General features: G+C 48.1%; 1 protein-coding gene and 1 pseudogene (1 of these 2 cut by a window edge). Both read right to left on the bottom strand.

The features are described from left to right. Window positions 1-57: 57 nt before the first annotated feature. Window positions 58-12120, bottom strand: a pseudogene (locus PBN151_RS07225) (SDR family NAD(P)-dependent oxidoreductase); the annotation flags it as partial. A gap of 47 nt (window positions 12121-12167) precedes the next feature. Continuing rightward, window positions 12168-19410, bottom strand: partial view of an SDR family NAD(P)-dependent oxidoreductase gene (locus PBN151_RS07220; RefSeq protein WP_072728423.1) — the 3' portion only. Its footprint extends 5885 nt past the window's final position; 7243 of the gene's 13128 nt are visible here — the last part of the coding sequence; the start codon falls outside the window, past its right edge; its stop codon occupies window positions 12168-12170.

The following is a 19410-nucleotide window of genomic DNA, read 5'->3' as shown; positions in this document are numbered from 1 at the left end:
TAAGGACTTTCATTCCTGTCTTGCCAGATACTCGAGCACTTTCTGATTGTACTGTTGATGATGGGTGAGCATCGGAAAATGACCAGCGCCCTCCATTTCATAATATTGCGAATCCGGAATGCTCTTGCGGATCAATTGGGATTCCTGCATATCAACGCCCAGATCCTCTTTTCCAGTGATGACTAAAGTGGGAACCGAAATTTCGGGCAGGATACCCACCGTAGACAACCCATCTTCCGGAAATTGCTCTGCATATTTTATGGCTACCGGGTTGGTAATCTGACTTTCCATCAATAAATGGTAGTACTGGTGAGCGTTGATATTCTCGAAATCTTTTCGAACCCGGTCTTTTAGCTCGTTTTGATCGGTCATGTGCAACTGACACAGACTGCATGTTAGGATTAACGAAGCCACCCGGTCAGGATATTCTCTAGCAAAAGTCTGTGCAACCATGCCGCCCCAAGAAGCCCCAATCACATGTATTGGATATTGAATCGCGAGCTCATCGAGAACTTCCAGATAGGTTCTACAAAAACCAGTGAAGGATAGATCCCCGTTATCTTCGCTAAATCCAACCCCAGGCGCATGGATAACAATCACCTGATGATTTTGAGCTAATCCGGTCAACTGATAAGTCCATTGGGCAGCAGTCATTCCGAATCCTGGAATCAGTAGCACCGGTTTCCCTTCTCCGGCCATTACTACTTCCATACGGGCGGAATTTTTGGTTTTCACCCGCATGTGAGCGATTTGGCCGCGCTCTTTCCCTACCAGTTTCAGATATTCTTTCAGATAATCCACCTTCTCCGGCGCTCCTCCATCACTAGACCGGATTTGTTTCCAGTAATTATTGTGCTCTGTAACTAGTTGTTCACTGACCGCCATGATTTCAATTTGTGGGTCGACTGATTGTGATGTAAGCTCCCTATCAGATCCGCGTGCCTGGAATCCCGTAGAATCCCCAGAAGAAAGATTCACGGGAATTGTGAATATTCCCTCGCTAACTTGCGGCCCGGCGCACATGCTCACGCGGGCCTCGATGACGTTACCATAATGACTTACTAAATATGCGCTTAATTTTTCGATGGTGGGATGCTCAATCAATATGGTCACAGGCAATGTCCCGAAATCCCGTTCAAGCTGTTTGGAAATCTCCATGCCCACGATGGAATCAACGCCATATTTATCGAAATTCTCTCGGGAATTGATATCGTTTTTGCTAATTTTTAATATCTTGGCGAACAGGCTTTGCACGTAATCTCTGGCACTTTCCCGCAAATCTTCGCTTCGGGTTGCAGGTAACGCGGGGGCGATAGCTTGTCCTGGTTGCTCAACATCCACCGGCTTCCGTTCCCCATCCACAGCCTCCGTTGCCGGAGTTCCCGGCGAAATGACGAACCCTTCTCCTTGGCCGTGAAACTCAAAATGATCCGTGATTTCCCTGACCACCAGGCTATGCAGTTTCACACAGACCTGTCCGGAATCATCCAAAATCGCCATATTCAAACAGTTATCCCCTATTAGCTGAAAATAGGCGTAACCTTGAGCCCTTACCGGCTGCAGAACTTCCACCGCCTTGATAGCAAACGGAAGCAGAGGATGATGTCCCGCAACGGGACTACCGCCAAAGAAAGCCGCAATGATTGGCAGGCAGCCTTCCAACATAGCCGGATGCAGCGTATAAGCTTCCATTTCATTTTCAAACGCCTCGGGCAGGCGGATGCTTCCCAATGCTTCGAAATCATTGGCATAAACTTCATGAATAATTTGATAATACGATCCCAGTTCAAGTCCAGTCCGATTCAATTCCTCTACCAACGTTTCTCGATCCATCTTCCGGGTACAACGCCCTTTTACAGCCTCCGGGGATATTCGCTGCCCGATAGCAGAAGTTTTTTCAATTTGTTGTATTTCCCCTTGGGCATGAACCGTGGAATGTCCATTATTATTGCTGATGACCCTGAATAAGAACCGCTGATTATCATGGGTGATCTTGATGCTTACATCTGTCGCCGTACCTTCTACCCAAGGTTTTCGCCAACTCACGTCCGCTAAAATAAAGTTCCTATCTCCCCGGGTGTGATTAAATGCGCTGTATGCCATTTCCAAACAACTCATGCCTGGCAACAGTGTCCGGCCCAATATTTGATAATGATTTGTCAGCGGTTCGGAACTTTGAACTGTTTTTTGATAAACCAGTTCGGACCAAAGGCTTAATTCGGGCTGAAGCTTATCAATTAAAGGATGAATCCGCCCTGAAACTAACCCGAATTTTCCATGCGATCGGCGGTCGAGCCAATACCGTTCCCGTTTGAATGGATACAAGGGCAGGGAAATCCGACGCGGATAGGAACCGGAATATAATAATTTCCAGTCCAAATCCACTCCCGTCACCCAAACACTGGCCAGCTTGGCAAGCTTCCGGTTCCGGAACAACTGGTTCACAAACTCCATACCTTCTTCTCCGTCCATTAAAAACCTGGAAATACCTTCACTTTGGGGGATGCTCATAAATAAACCCGGAATATCAGTCTTATCCTCCAGGAAACCCATTAATTTATCCCGCAATTCATCAATATCCGATGCGATAATTGCCAAACGCTCTTCCATCACTTCCCGCCTTTGCAGGGTAAAGGCGATTTCTTCTAGGGATATGGATGCCTCGATCCCCGTTTCCAGCTGCACGCGACCTTCCGGTTCGTGATAGAGGCGGCGGAGTGCAGCCGGATAAGTACCAACCAAATATTGAGCAACCCCATCCAATGACCCGTAGTCGGAGAAGAGGGTGGCGGATAACTCCAAATTCAAAATTTCACTCATCCGTCCGGCCAGATTGGTCAAACCTATCTGATCCAGTCCATACTCGTTGATCTCATCCGTAGCAGATACTTCCGCTTCACTGATTTGTAATAGTTCCGTGGTGATCCGCAGCAGATCTTGTCGGAGTTTGTCCAGCAGGTCGAACTGGTCAGTGGTTACAAGAGTATTCTTCACCCCGGTGCGGTCTAAAAATTCTATCATGTTGCGGATATGTGCTTTCAGCCTCTCTTCATTCCGGGCGGAAAAGATAAACAATCGTTCTTTAGTCTCGTGAGCCACCGCATGGATCGGATTCTCATACTCTTCTAGAATAATATGCGCATTAGATCCTCCTGCTCCAAAGGCGCTAATACCCGCCCGCCTTGGATATCGTCTAGTAATCCCGCCGATGTTAATCAACGGTTGATCCCAAGGTGCCAATTCCCGCTGGACATAAAACGGAGAGTCTTGGAAATTGACATTCGGATTTACAACTTCAGAGTGGAGCGACGGCACTAATTGTTTATGCTTCAATTGCAGTAACAATTTGGTGATTCCTGCGATTCCGGCGGCTGATTCCAAGTGGCCGATATTGGACTTCGCCGAGCCGATCGAACAATACTGTTTATCGCTGGTATATTCTCCAAAGGCTTTCTTCAATCCTGCAATCTCGATGGGGTCGCCAAGCGCTGTTCCGGTTCCATGAGCTTCGATATAACTGATAGTCCTTGGATCGATACCGGATTTCTTAAAGACCTCTGCGATTAATTCTCCTTGTGCATTAGGATTAGGGACGGTATAACCGTTGGTCTTCCCGCCGTGATTCACAGCGCTTCCTTTGATGACTGCATAAATCTGGTCACCATCCGCAATAGCTTTAGATAAAGGTTTTAATAGTATTGCGCCGGTTCCTTCGCCAGGTACATATCCGTCACCGCCTTCTCCAAACGCCCTGCACCTTCCATCACTGGAAGTGAAGTTAGCCTGGCTCAATCCGATATACTTATCCGGATGGATAATGGCGTTGACTCCACCGGCGATGGCCAGTTCGCTCTCCCCACGCCGGATGCTCTCACAGGCCAGATGAATCGCCGTCAGGGATGAAGAACACATCGTATCCAAGGAGATACTTGGGCCATGGAAATTGAAGAAATATGATACCCGGTTGGCGATAGATGCATGAATGGAGTTCAGGGCCATTTGATTGCCCTTCAGGGTTTCCTCCACACCAAATAGCTGATATTGGGCGTACATTACTCCGGCAAAGACACCAATCTTCTTGCTCCACAACTGCTCACGCGTATAACCAGAATCCTCCAGAGTATGCCAGACTGTCTCCATAAACAAGCGTTCTTGAGGATCCAGATATGCGGCTTCACGAGGTGAGATATTAAAAAACAGGGGATCAAATTTATCCACATCAGGTATGAACCCGCCCCATTTGCTAATAGGTTCCCCTGCTTGGTAATCCCGCCAGTTCCAACGGTCTGGAGGTATCTCCGTGATGCAATCCCTGCCTGACTTCAGATTCTCCCAATATTCCGACAAATTCTCCGCCATCGGGTAACGGCCGCTTACGCCAATAATGGCGATATCTTCTTCTGCCAGGTTCCCGATTTTTCCTGAATCACTGGCAAATCGTGAACGCTTGATAGTTCTGGTACTCGGCTCTGTTATTTGTTGGGCATGGGCTTTACGTTCGAGTTTCACCCCGCCGCCCAATTTCTCTACCAGTACCTGCTGGTGGTTTTTCAAAAAATAGCCGGTAAGTTCACTGATGTTTTGATATTCAAAAAACAAAGTTTTGGACAATCCACCAAAATCCCGTTCTAGTTCCTGGGTTAAACTCATGACCATTACCGAATCGATCCCGTATTTCTCCAAAGGCTCCCGGGAACTAATTTTGTCCACCGACAGCTTAATCTCCCTGCCCAGGATTTCCTTAAGGAAATCTTCGGTTTTGACCCGCAGTCCGGCATCCTCAGGATTCGGAAGTTCGACCATAGCTTGAGAGGAACTTGAAATCTGGGCTTCTGGCTTGCCCCAGGCACGAATCTTCGCAGTATCCCCTTCCAGGATCATGAGTTGCGTAACATCAGCCTTTAATCCCACCTCAAAAGCTTCAAGACCCCTCCCGGTTTCCAGTGGAACCAGCCCCATGGTCTGTTGCATTAACCTAACCAAATCCTCCCCGATCTGCATGCCGCCTTCCCGCCATAATGGCCAGTTCAACGCAAGGCTCTTACCGGAGCGCTGATTTTCAGAACGCCAGCGGGCGTAATGATCCATAAAATGATTTCCATATGCGTAATCACATTGGCCTAAATTTCCAAGTACTGCGGCAGTTGATGAAAATAACACAAAGAAGTCTAACTTCTCTTGAATAGTCGCTTCATCTAAGTTAATGGTTCCAAAAACTTTCGGCCCCAGAACTTCCTCCATTTCTTCCCTTGATTTCTTAAGAATGAAGGAGTCTCTTAGTATTCCCGCACTATGAATAATCCCGTTCAATTGCCCAAAACGAGCTTTAATACTCCGGATCAACTCCGCAACTTCATCAGGCTTGGTAACATCCGTGGTCACATACATAACTTGGGCGCCAAGGGCTTCCAGTTCATAAAGCTTTTGTTCTTTGTCCGGGGACAAGGAGCTCCGTCCGGTCAGTACCAGCTTCGCTTTGACTTTCCCGGCCAAATATGAAGCAAAGATCAATCCCAGACCACCCGCGCCACCGGTGATTAGATATACACCGTGTTCCTTCAGCGGCAGTTCCCTGACTATTTCTGTATCCACCGCGACTTCTTTGAATTGGTTCACATAGCGGAGCCCATCTTCATATCTGACTTGGGTTGGATTATCCCCAGCCTGAAATTCTGATAGAATAATCTCCGCCAGCGGTGTGCGCCAATTTTTTAATGGCTTTCTACCAACTTCCAGTTCAATGGATTTATAGATAAACTTAGGATTCTCCAGCCGCAATGACTTGGCAAATCCGCCAATCGCCGCCTGCAAAGGACGTCCTGCTGTTCCGGCGCTGTACACGTATAGCAATTGAATGCTATCGGCCTGTTTTTGATCAATAATCGCTTGGGTCAAATACATCAACCCATAAATCCCCCGTTGAAGTTCGTTGCTTGCGGTTAGAGTCTGTCCCAAACTTTCGCCTGTCCAATGGTACACAATCCGGGTCGGTATAATGTTTCTTTGGGTTAAACCCTCCCATAACCGACGGTAGTCATCCCGGTTTTGTGGGTCTATCTCAAAACGGTTCCTCCCGATGGCTCGATACCCATTCCCCGGTTTGACAACTAGAACTTCCAGCGCTTTTTGACGTAAGCTTTCAGCCAATTCTTCGTTATCATCAAAAACGACGATCATTCCAAGGTCGGTGTTTGTAACCAATTCTGCTTCCTGCTCCATCCACTGGGTACTATAGTAAATAGGTAAAGTGGATTCAGTGAGTAACCCAGATTGCTTATCAGCAAAGGCTTTTAAAGAAAAATCATGCATCCGAGCCAAAATCCGACCCTGTTCATCAGCTAGGGTGATATGGAATTTGATTATTTTGGATTTTTCTGCCGCATCCTGCGCCATTTCGACATGGGCATAATATTTGGCTGGTAATGGGAGGATTAATTCCAATTCTCCCAAGGCGAAAGGCAGATATAAGCCTCCGTCCCCCTCGTCTTGCTTCCGGATCAACCCACTTACGGTCTGTAGTGCCCCATCCATTAGGGAAGGGTGCCAGTCAAACTCTGCCAGGCTCCCAGCCAGTTCATCTGGCAATTCAAGATACGATAAGGCTTCCGTTTCCGTTCCCCAAATCTCCCGGATGGTTTGGAAAGAGGGGCCATATTGAAATCCGTGGCTTTTAAACTCCCGGTAGCATTCCCGGCGGCTTTGATGACGGGTACAGCGACGTTTGATGCCTTCGATATCCATATTCACAAGATCTTTATTGCTATCGTCCTGATAGCTGATTCTACCCTGTGCGTGGATGATTTTCTGCTGATCCAATCCATAAGAAACGACTTCGTAATCCGCCAACATGTCATTCGGGTAGAGGTAGATCGCCACCTCACGAGAGCTTGACCCCATCACCACCGGAGCCGCCCAGATAATGTCTTTCAGCTTTCTGACCGGGCTACCGGAATTGGCTAATTTTCCAGCAGCTCTTGCCATTTCCAGATAGATAACACCAGGCAACACTTTGTCTGCGCCAATAATATGTTCCTTTAGGTAAAACTCGTTCCCCGTAAATATTTTAACGAAACTCTGTTCCTTGAAAGTTGAGTTGTTATAATCCAACACTGGATGCAGTCCGGTAAGGCCGCCATTGCGGTTTGACCGGTTCGCGGTTTCTGGAAGCCAGTACCGTTCCCGAGTGAATGGATACGTCGGCAACGAAATTCTAGGAGGTTTTGGCCCAGTGTGGAGCCTTTCCCACTCTATGTCGGCACCTGAAACCCAAAGCCGCGCCAACTTCTCCAATTCACCGTTATTCCATAAATCCTCCGTTGAACCAACCGAAGTATGAGTTTTCAACGCTGCGGCGCCGCAATTTCCCCGATGAATATGTTGAATAGTAGCCTTTCCCGCACAAAAGTTCTGTAACTCGCGAGTGAGCTCTTCTAATGTCGTGGCAACCACCGCTAGTCGCTCTTCCATAGCTTCCCGCCCTACTTGCAGGGTATAAGCCATATCCACCGGGGCACCGATTCGATCCGAGCCCTGTAAATACTTGACCATTTCCTCGGCATAGGCGACCAGTCGTTCTTTATTTTTGGCGGAGAATACAAAGATTTGTCGGTGCATCTGCGCGGTGGAGGTTCTAGTGGGCCCCGTAAACTCTTCCAATATGATGTGGGCATTCGAACCCCCTGCCCCGAATGAGCTAATCCCCGCTCGGAGCGGGTATTGCTTTGAGTTTCCGTTTTCAACGATGACCGGGTTCTTCCAAGGGGTTAATTCATGTTGAATATAAAAAGGCGACTGCTGAAAATGGATTTTGGCATTCATCGTACCGGAATGAAGGGACGGAACCAATTGTCGATACTTCATCTGTAAGATTACTTTGGTCAGTCCGGCAATACCCGCCGCCGATTCCAGATGTCCGATATTGGACTTGGCAGAACCAATGGCACAGTATTGGTTTTGTGTCCTTGAATCCCTATCAATGTCGGAATACTCTTGAAATGCTTTGGTTAAACCGGTAATCTCAATGGGATCTCCCAGGGAGGTTCCTGTTCCGTGAGCTTCGATATAACTAATGGTGCGGGGATCCACCTGAGCTCTGCGTAATGCTTCACTGATTACATTAGCTTGTGAGATAGGACTTGGAACGGTATAACCACTGGATGTTCCGCCATGATTTAAGGCACTTCCTCTAATCACAGCGTAAATCTGATCACCATCCGCCATGGCCTTCCGTAATGGCTTTAATAATACAGCCCCTACTCCTTCACCCGGTACATAGCCGTCGCCGCCTTCCCCGAAACTGCGGCATCTACCGTCACTGGAAGTAAACCGTAACCGGCTTAAATTCAGATATTTGTTAGGATGAATGGATAGATTCACTCCACCAGCTATGGCCACTTCGCTTTCGCCTTTGCGGATACTGTCGCAAGCCAGATGAATCGCGGTGAGTGCGGAAGAACACATGGTATCCAAAGCAATACTCGGCCCACAGAAATCAAAGAAGTAAGATACGCGGTTGGCAATGGAGGCATGCGCCTGCATGGGCGCTACCATCTCCTCCGATCTTTCCATGCCGAGTAACTGATATTCACTCCACATGACGCCTACAAATAAACCCACTTTGCGCTTCCGGAGGCTGGTCTTGGTATATCCCGCATCCTCAAGGGTTTGCCATACTACTTCCAAAAACAGCCGTTCTTGGGGATCCATGTACTCGGCTTCCCGGGGTGAAATATTAAAGAACAAGGGATCGAAGCAATCCACCTGATCGATAAAACCGCCCCACTTGCTGTACGTTTTTCCTTCCTTGCCCGGTTCTGCATCGTAATACCTGCGATAATCCCAGCGTTCTTTAGGAATCTCTGTAATGCAATCCTTTCCCGATTTTAGATTTTCCCAGAAAGTATCGATATCAGGAGCCATTGGATAACGTCCGCTCAAACCGATAATAGCAATGGGTTTCTCGGCATCTTGGGAGGGAATCTCAACAGGCTCCAAGGATTCCAACCCGCACTTCCTCATTACATAATCCCGCTGATCCTGCTCAACCGCTGTTGCGGGCATATTGACGAGATCTTCGTTTTTGGAGTGGCTTTGCAGGAAGACCTGCCTGATTTTTTCCGTGTCCCCCCCTACAACCATTACTTGGGGATCGGGAAGGGAAAATATTTGTTCAAAGGCTCGTATACCCTCGGGGTTACGTAAAGGAATCATTCCCGATTGGGACTGAATCCAGCGGCGGGATGATTCATCAACCCTCATTCCGCCTTGTTCCCACAACGGCCAGTTAATGGCGTACGTTTTTCCAGATCGTTGGCCAGCGGTTCGTAGCGCTTCCCGCCAGTGCGCGTAATGATCCATAAAACTATTGGCATACGCATAATCGGATTGTCCAACATTCCCGAAGAGGGCCGCTGTGGAGGAGAACATCACAAAAAAGTCCAGCGGTTCTACGGCCAATGCCTCATCCAGATGCACCGTTCCGTAAACCTTAGGAGCCAAAACGACTTCCATCTCCGAAAGGGTCTTTTTGAGAATCATCGCGTCCCGGGTTACTCCTGCACAATGAATTACACCGTGGATCTCATGGAATAGTGCCTTTATTTCCACAATCAGGTCATCCACCGCCGGTCGCTGGGAGATATCCGCCGGAATATAGTGGACTTGCGATCCGCCGTCTCCCAACTCACGTAGCTGCTGTTGTTGTTCCTCATTCAAGACGGAGCGGCCAGTAAGCACCAATCGAACCTGTTCTCTTTGGGTGAGATATTCGGCAAAAATCTGGCCTAATCCCCCCATGCCTCCGGTAATCAGATAGACTCCGCCTTTTTTCACAGGAACTAACACTTCGTGCTCTGATTTCTTTTCCTGAAGACGCTTCACCCACCGTTCCCCGCCACGGTATTGTATTTCTTCCACCCCACTGCTTTCCGTCTGGCACTCCCGCCGGATGGCATCCGCCATCTGCTCTGCTTTCACGGTGCCGTGGGATGAATGGATGAACTCTACCAGTTGTACATTGAAAATCGGGTTTTCGAGAAAGGCTGATTTAGCAAAACCACCAATAGCACCAAATAGGGGCGAAGTTGGCCCCGTGGTGCTTTGGGAAACGACCATGATGGTTATCTTGTCTTTGATTTTCTCTTCCAACATTGCCCGGTGGAGATAAAAGAGGGAGAATAACCCCTGCTCCATCTGGGCGGTAATCATCTCCGAGCACGATTCATAAGGGGCACTAGCCCAAAAGTAAATCATTTTCCGGGGCCATGTCCCCTGTTCTTTCAGGGCTTGAATCAAGTGCAAATAGTCGCCTGGCTGATGAGGGTTGATTTCAAAAGATTCATCCCCGGCGACTTGAAAATGGGTACCCGGTTTGACCAACGTGATGCGGGTAGAACCATCATTCCCGAAGCGTTCTTTCAGCATGCTTTGGAAATGATGACCCGTATCAAAAATCAGCAGATTGTTGCCGGGCGGGTAAAGCCCAGTAACATTGCACGGAGATGCCTCCCACATTGGAGCTGCAAACAGCACCGTAGATTTCTCTTCCAGATTCTGTTTGGGCGATTTACCACTTCTGCTTCCGGGAAAGGCATACCCATATTCCTTCAACAGGTATGCTGTGAGCTCCCGGATATTGGTGTACTCGAATAACAGGGTTGGATATAACTGCTGCCCTAGCCGGGCTTCCAATTCTCGAACCAATTGCAATAAATGATTGGAATCCAGCCCCTGTTCGTAGAAAGGGACATCCACCCGGATGGTCTCCGGTGCTTTGTTAATGAACACAGCCACCATCCGCTGCAAATCCTGTTCGATTTCCTCGAAGGACACAGAATCGGTTGCCGGAGAGAGGGATTCGATCCCTACGTCCCCCGGAACAGTAGTTGCGGATGGCGCCATTGTGATTGGCGGCTTGGAAACTCCCAAGTTTTCTTTGACTAGAAAAGCTGCCAGTTCCCGGATATTGGTATACTCGAATAATAGAGTTGGATATAACTGCCGCCCCAGCCGGGCTTCCAATTCCCGGACTAATTGCAGCAAATGATTGGAATCCAACCCCTGTTCGTAAAAGGGAACTTCCACCCGGATGCTTTCCGGCAGTTTCCCGAGTAAACCAGCGGCCATCCGCTGTAAATCCTGTTCAATCTCCGCTTGCCCGACCCCACCCGGTTCCTTCAGGGAGCCTTCCACTCGCTCTAGCAATCCCTGGGTCTTGTTACTTTCCGTAACGGGTCGATGGTGGGATTTGGTGGTTTCGGTCGTTGTCTGAAGTTTCGTAATTGCTGCTTTGGAGCGGATCTCCTTGTACGTCATTTTTTTTAAAACCGCCACCCGTTGGCCGGATTCATTATAAAGCTCAATATCAGCGTAAATCACATCCCGGCCGGGTACAAAATCCGTCTGCTGTTCCCGGATATACACGTAACATTTCCCCGCCAAATTTCCTCCGGACCAAAATGATTCAATAAACATAGGAATAAACGGCTTGAGTTCAGGACGTTCTTCCCCCGAGGAGGAGGGTTTATCCTTAAAGAATAAGAAACTCGGGACGATGGTGGCAGAGTCCAGAAACGCTGGATGGTAATAAAAATAATTCAGATATGGCTGAGCCGTTTCACTTAAGTGAAGTTCCGCCAGACAATAACCGTCACCGTGGTACACCTTCCCTTGTATTTTCATAAAATCATGATGCACAATATTGACTTTACGCTCATCGGCGTAAGCTTCCTCCATGTTTGATACCCGATGTGCATGGCTTTTCAATAAAGGAATGTCAATCTGCTGGGATAACTGTTCCGAATGAATATGGAGTTCCCCTTGCAGATTAATGTCCCACTCTGGGCCTAAAATCTGTCCGTTTTTCACTTTCCGACTTTTCCCGGTAATTATGCCATGATTCCCGGTGGTTTCATTTTTTTCAATGGCTATTTGAATCTCCTGATCATATTCCTCATCTGTGGCAATGGGTTTTAAGAATACTAAGTTGCGCAATACCACTTGATCGAGTAAAAATCCTTGTGTTTGCAACCCCCTGCAAATGATATCAAGGAAAGTAACACCAGGCATGATCCGGACACCATGCACCTGATGACTTTTAACGATGATGTTATCATGGGTCATCATTGAGCTAAAATTGATAGATATCGGCTTAACCATGGTCATTCTCCTCAATTTCCCAAGAATTTTAAAAAGGCGTCAGGTGTAGATGTTTCCACGGTTACATCCAGCGGAGCGACGGAGTCCGGAACCGGATCAGCGGTATTTCGTCTTTCGGCCCCATCGTCCAGACTGGGATTAGGATCAAACCATAACCATCTGCGGTTGAACTTTACCCGTGGCAGCGGTTGCCTGATTTTTCTCCACTCCATTTGGCCAGGAGTTTCACTGACGATCATATGAATATTGGTTCCTCCAAATCCAAATGAACTGATCCCCGCTCGGCGGATTCCCTCCCTGGGTTTCCACTCCTGTATCCTCGTATTCGGATAAAAAGGTGAACTCTCAAATTCAAAGCGCGGATTAGGAGTCTCACAATTTAAGGTTGGCGGCAATTGTTTGTGATGAAGGGATAATACTACTTTAATGAAGCTCGCTATCCCCGCCGCACTGAGCAGATGACCCAGATTGGTTTTTACGCTGCCCACCGCGCAGAATTGTTTTTCCATGGTGGATTCCTGGAACACCTTGGTTAGGGCTTTCAATTCAATGGGATCGCCGATCATGGTGCCCGTACCGTGGTTTTCAATATAACTGATGGAAGCAGGATTGACTCCGGCCTTGAGTAACGCTTCCTGAATCACATTACTTTGGGCTTCCGGATTGGGAGTGGTGATCCCCATGGTTCGGCCGTCATTGTTGATTGCCGAAGCTTCAATCACCGCATAGATTTGATCACCATCAGCCATTGCTTTGTCCAACCTTTTCAATAATACGGCCCCACAACCTTCACCAGGCACGAAACCATTGGCTTTTTCGTCAAAAGTATGGCATTTTCCATCCGGGGAGAGGGCCCGGCCTTCACTTAAGACAATATACGATTTCTCGTCCAGCAAGATATCCACTCCCCCGGCAAGAGCTAACTCAGATTCATGCAGCATTAAACTCTGGCAAGCCAAATGAATACTTACCATCGACGAAGAGCATGCGGTATCCACTACCATGTTCGGACCTTTCAGATTGAGGAAATGGGCGGCATAGGACGCGATGAAGTTCTGACCTGTGCCAGTAACACTATTTTTCAACATTTTGGGGATTCGGGAGGCAAAATACCCTACCCGCGAACCCGCGAAAATTCCAACTTTCTTGTTGGACAACTCTTCCCGCGTATACCCCGCATCTTGGAAAGTTTCGACGCTGACCTCCAAAAACTGACGGATGAGCGGATCCATTTGCAGCGCTTCATCTTCACTGATATTAAAGAATTCGGGATCGAAATACTCAATATCATCAATGAAGCCACCCCATTTGCTGATGCTCTTTCCAGACTGATATTCGGAGGAATAATATCGCTGGATATCCCAGCGGGAAATGGGGACTTCTCTGATACTGCTCCGCCCAGCCACCAAATTCGCCCAATAATTTTCTTTGTCGTTAGCCCCTGGGAAATGGCAGGCGATACCGATGACGGCGACCTTGAACCCCTCCGGTTCAACGGCACTGACAATACCATGATTTCGGCTACCCCCATTTTCTTTGGTTCGGAGCTCCCTACCGTTTCGGAACGTAATCCGGTATGATTTCCGCTCCTCAGGTACCGGTTGCGGCGCTGCGGAAACTGTTGGCGGTGGTGTCTCCTGATGCTCCTGACGATCCAAATAACTCCCCAACGACGATAATGTCGGATATTCTAAAAACACTCCAGGTTCCAGATTCCGCCGGAACCTGACCTCCACTTTTTTGACAAGTTCGGCAAGCAAAATGGAATCCACTCCAAAATCCGCGAAATTGGTAGTTTCATTTAGCTGATCTTCCGGAATTTTCAGTTCTTCCGCAAATAATGCTTTCAACGCGTGGATCGTACCCGTGGTGCCCCTTTCCGGTTGCGATTTAGGCGTTGGAATGGACTCATGTACGGTTCGTGCCTTCAAGGTTTGTTTCATATATAGCAATCCGTCCGGATTAAATTGATCCGCTACTGCCAAACATGGCATAATCTGTGATCGATTGGTGAATTGCAAGACATTATCGAATAATGCAAGACCTTCTGACACCAAAAGCGGAGCAAATCCTAACTTATAATAGAAAGGGGCGGTTTCGGAAGCCATTCCGGTACCCGTCCACACTGGCCAATTAATGGATTTGTAATATCCATATCCTTGCCGCTTCTGATAAGCAGAAAAATAATCGAAATAGGCGTTGGCGGTTGCATAATCGCTGACCCCCGCGGCCAGAGCTGGAATCAGCCCGGAAACGGAAGAAAATAAAATAAAGAATTGCAGCGGGTCGTTTTTGAAGAGCTCATGCAACACTTCCAAACCATCCATTTTCGGTTCTACTACTTGTTGGATGTCTCGTGCGGTTTTATGGATAAAAGCCGGATTGGTTTGGGTTAGGGTTCCCGCGCAATGAACGACTCCGCCGATATCTCCCATCCGCCGTCTTACTCCTTGGAAGAACTCCTCCAGTTCAACGCGCTGTATCAAGGAACCCGTGTATATCTCGAAGTTTGCCCCTGCGTCTTCCAGCGACAGCAAAGCTTTTAATTTTGCGGCAACTCCAGGATCTGTATCGGGACTGCCGGCTAACATCCGCCACTGGCTGCGGCTCGGCAATTGCTGAACTCCCATTAGAACCAGCTTCCGGGTTCCATTGCGGACCAGATGTTTGGCGATTTCCACCCCGATTCCCCGGGTTCCTCCGGTGATTACGATCACTTGCTCGGGATTTACGACAAGGCCACCGGCTCTTCCCATTCCCGGATCTATTCGTTTCAGATATGGAAGGTACCGCTTTCCTTCCCAGTAACCGATTTCGCCCTCTATGTCTTGATAGCCCAGCTCCCGCTGGATTATTTCTGCCCATTCCTCGGCCTGATCCAACGATAAATCAGTGTCAATGGTTTTGGAATTAACCTTCTGATATTCAGCGCCCAGCATTTTTACGAGTCCGGCCATGCCCGCTCCGTCTAACGACGGTTGAACCACTTGAAACCCATGTAATCCCCTGGTTGTATGAATGATAGTGAGCGGTTTAGGATTGATCGCTTTGATTAGTTCCTGCAGCAAGGACACTTTACCCATAGCCAAGCGGCCGGTTCCAGTAGGGCGGCTGTGCAAGTCGGATATATCAATTATCGTCGTAATTTCGGCTTTCTGTTTCAGGATTTCCTGAATCATCCTAGCACCTTGAGCCGGGTCATTGAAATTTAATCCATACTCTTGATTGGATTTCATTTTCATTTCGAAATTCCGTGTGTCTTCAATAAAAATATAAGAACCGGGATTTCCACTACGAAGCAGACCAACCAGCGTTTTCGTTTCTTCATTCCCCAAAATGATTGTAGTTCCTAGAGTTTTTCCGATATTAGAGCCAGTAATCTCTGATGCTCGCCATGATTTTTCGAGGAAATATTCAGTTTTCGTTCCTTTTCCCGATTGCGCCGTTTCTTGATTACGGTCAATATTGATGTCCGCCAATTGGATCTGTTCGATGACCGCCAAAATCCGGCCGTCAACTGAAGTAACTTTTGCATCAAATACTTTTTCTTTTGGTTCGGCAAGTTGATTGGAGACCTGAATATTTACATAGCCCGTTTCAGAGAGCGGTTGAACCAGTTTTACCCGGGCTGCTTTAAACAGGGCTTTCTTTTGGCTGTCCACCGCCCCAGTGTTGGCCCCAAGCGCCATGATGACCTGGGGGATCGCTTCCAGTATCACCGGATGGAGTCCCATTTCCGGCAATGTTGCTTTGGACTGGGAGGGAAGTTCGAAGCGGGCCAGAGCCACTCCATTATTGGCGAAAAATTCCCGAATCATTTGCAGCCCGGCTCCATACTTCATTCCGTTCCTTTCCATGAGTTGATAAAACTCCGACGCTTGGAATCGATATTGACAATCGGCTTGTAACGTTCCAATACTGATAAATTCCGGCGAGATAGAATCGGAGTCCGCGGTAACGGAACAATCTCCTTGGGCAGATATTTTCTTCTGTCCATCATTGGTTATCGTACGAATTTCCCATTTCATGCTTTCGCCGGAAGGATAGAAACCTATCTCCACTTCCCGTGTCTCATTCAAAGGAATCGGGGGACCCCAAGCCACATTCGTTAATTCTTTCACCTGAAGTGGTTGGTTTGCCAGGCTCCCAGCAGCCCAAACCATCTCCAAATAGATGATGCCCGGAACGACCTGCAGATCACCTATCCGGTATTCTGATACTAACTGTTCTTCGGCGGCAAATTCTTTCTTGAAGCATAGCCCGGCCACAGTGGACTCGTTACGGTCAATCAGTGGATGCAGCCGGGACACTAGCGGCTTGGCCTCCGTAGATTCCACCGGGGATACCCAATACCGTTCTCCGGCAAACGGATACCCTGGGAGAGTGATTCGGGCGGGAAAACGTCCAGGATATAACTGTTTCCAATCGATATCAATCCCGCTTATCCAAAGCTGCGCTAACTTCCCCAATTGGCGCTCTTCAATGATAATCCGCAGAAATTCCCGACCCTCCCTACCGCTGACAAGCAACTGGGAGTTCAGCCGGTTATCCCGGACATTGCCTGTATATGCATCCTGAATATCCGTATTACCTTCGCTAAAAGCGATTAACCGATCCACCAACTGCTCTTGACTGGAAGCGACAATTGCTAACCGCTCATCCATGGATTCCCGTGCGGTCTGAAGAGTAAAAGCCAGATCCGCCAAGGAGACTGGTTCCCAGACATCTTCTGAGGTTCCTGTGTCGGAATCCCTGTAGTAATTAGAGATATTATCTAGGTGGGTCTGGAGTAGGTAATTACTCAAAGCTGCAAAGGTTGGATAATCGAAAAATAATGCGGCACCGATCTCCAAATGATACATCTCATTCAGTTGGCTAGCTAAATCAGCCAGGCTAAACTGATCTAAACCATATTCAACGAACTCGGTAGCGGCCACTTCAGATTCGCTAATGCGCAATATTTCCGCAACCCTCTTCACCAAATCATGCTGCACCCGCTTCATTAAATCATTGTCCCGTGGTATAGCTTTAGATTCTCGGGCGGTGTTTTGCAAAAATTCTACCATTCTCTTGGCATAGACTTTAATCCGTTCATCGTTTTTGGCAGAAAAGACAAAGATAAATTCCTGATTGCCTGTGTAACTCTCCCGTACCGGAGGGGTATACTCCTCCAGGAGGATATAGGCATTGGAACCCCCTGCACCAAAGGAACTTACTCCTGCCCGTAACGGATAACGTTTCGCGATACCATTTTCCATGACAAGCGGATTTTCCCATGGGGTTAAATCATGCTGAACATAAAACGGCGTCTGCTCAAACTCGATATGCGGATTCAAGTGATCGGAGTGCAGTGAAGGAACCAATTGCTTATTCTTCATCTGCAGAATCACCTTGGTAATTCCAGCAATGCCCGCGGCCGATTCCAGATGTCCGATGTTGGACTTGGCCGATCCGATGGCGCAATATTGCTTCTCCCGTCCCGCGTCACCCTCGGTAAACCCTTGAAAAGCATTGACCAAACCGGTAATTTCAATAGGATCGCCCAGGGATGTTCCGGTTCCGTGTGCCTCGATATAACTGACGGTACGTGGGTCAATCTGGGCCTTCTTCAGTGTCTCCGCAATCAGTTCCGCTTGAGCGGTAGGGTTAGGAACCGTATAACCATTGGTCTTTCCTCCGTGGTTTACCGAACTGGCTTTAATAACCGCGTAAATCTGATCCTCATCAGCGATGGCCCGGTGTAACGGTTTTAAAAGGACTGCACCTACTCCCTCACCCGGCACGTAACCGTCCCCGCCTTCCCCAAAACTGCGGCAACGACCATCGCTCGCGAGAAATTTCCCTTGGCTCAGTTGCAAATATTTGTTGGGATGAAGGGATAGATTGACTCCACCGGCAATTGCAACTTCACTTTCCCCGTTACGGATACTGTCACAAGCCAAATGAATCGCAGTCAATGACGATGAGCACATCGTATCCAGCGCAATGCTTGGTCCCCGGAAATTGCAATAATAAGAAACCCGGTTGGCGATGGACGCATACGATGAGCCGGGAGATACCCCACTGCTACCCCCATCCAACAACTGATATTGTCCGTACATTACACCGACAAAAACACCAACTTTGTTTTTGGACAATTCCCCACGGGTATACCCCGCATCCTCAAGGGTATGCCAGACTGTTTCCAAAAACAGCCGTTCTTGCGGATCAATGTAGGCCGCTTCTCGGGGGGAAATATTGAAAAACAGCGGATCAAACAGGTCAACACCGTTAATAAATCCACCCCATTTGCTATAGCTTTTGCCTCGGACACTCTTATCGGAATCAAAATAATCTTCATACGCCCATCGTTCACGAGGAATCTCGGTTATACAGTCTTTGCCGCTTTTTAAATTCTCCCAAAATTCATGAAGATCAGCGGCCATAGGATACCGACCGCTAACGCCGATAATAGCAATGTCTTCGATCGCTTGGTTCTTCAGGTTATGTTCATCGAAACTAGTGGTAATAAATCGGGATCGGGATACCATTTCCCCCACCGGATCTGGGGCTTGGGCTTTGACTATCGGCTGTGCCGGTTTCTTGCCCAGCTTGGCCACCTTTTCCGGATGATATTTGATAAAGTAAGTAGCCAACTCCGCTACACTTTTGTATTCAAAGAATAACGTTTTCGAAAGACTACCGAAGAAACTTTCCAACGCCCCGCTCAAGTTTAAGACCATTACGGAATCTATCCCGTATTGTTCCAGCGGCGCCTGAGCATCCATTTTATGAACCGGCAGTTTAATCTCCTTGGACAGGGTGACTTTGATATAGGTTTCCACTTCATCCCGGAATTGTTCGGCGGACGAATTCTCTTGAACTTGCGACTGAGTTACAACAGGTTTTGCCGGCTCTGGATTAAGGAAACGGTTGATTTTTTCCGGTTCTCCCGCCAAGACAATCAGTTGGGAAAGTCCCGCGGCCATGCCTGTTTCAAAAATCCGTATGCCTTCGGCATCACTAAGAGGCATGAGACCGGCTTGACGCATAAGGGATATGGCATTCTCATCTACCCTCATTCCACCATTTTCCCAAAGCGGCCAGTTGATGGCCATGGTTTTCCCTGGCGCGTTCTCCCGGATTCGAACATCCACGAAATAATCCATGAAACTGTTGGCATAAGCGTAATCGATTTGGCCAATATTCCCGATGATGGCGGAAGTGGACGAGAAAAGTGTGAAAAAGTCCAGATTCTCCTCCCGGGTAGACTCG

This window comes from Paenibacillus sp. NAIST15-1, from assembly GCF_001894745.1.
GTDB classification, from domain to species: Bacteria; Bacillota; Bacilli; order Paenibacillales; family Paenibacillaceae; genus Paenibacillus_B; species Paenibacillus_B suaedae.
Note: the sequence above shows the minus strand (reverse complement) of the source record. Positions and strands in the feature narration are given on the sequence as shown.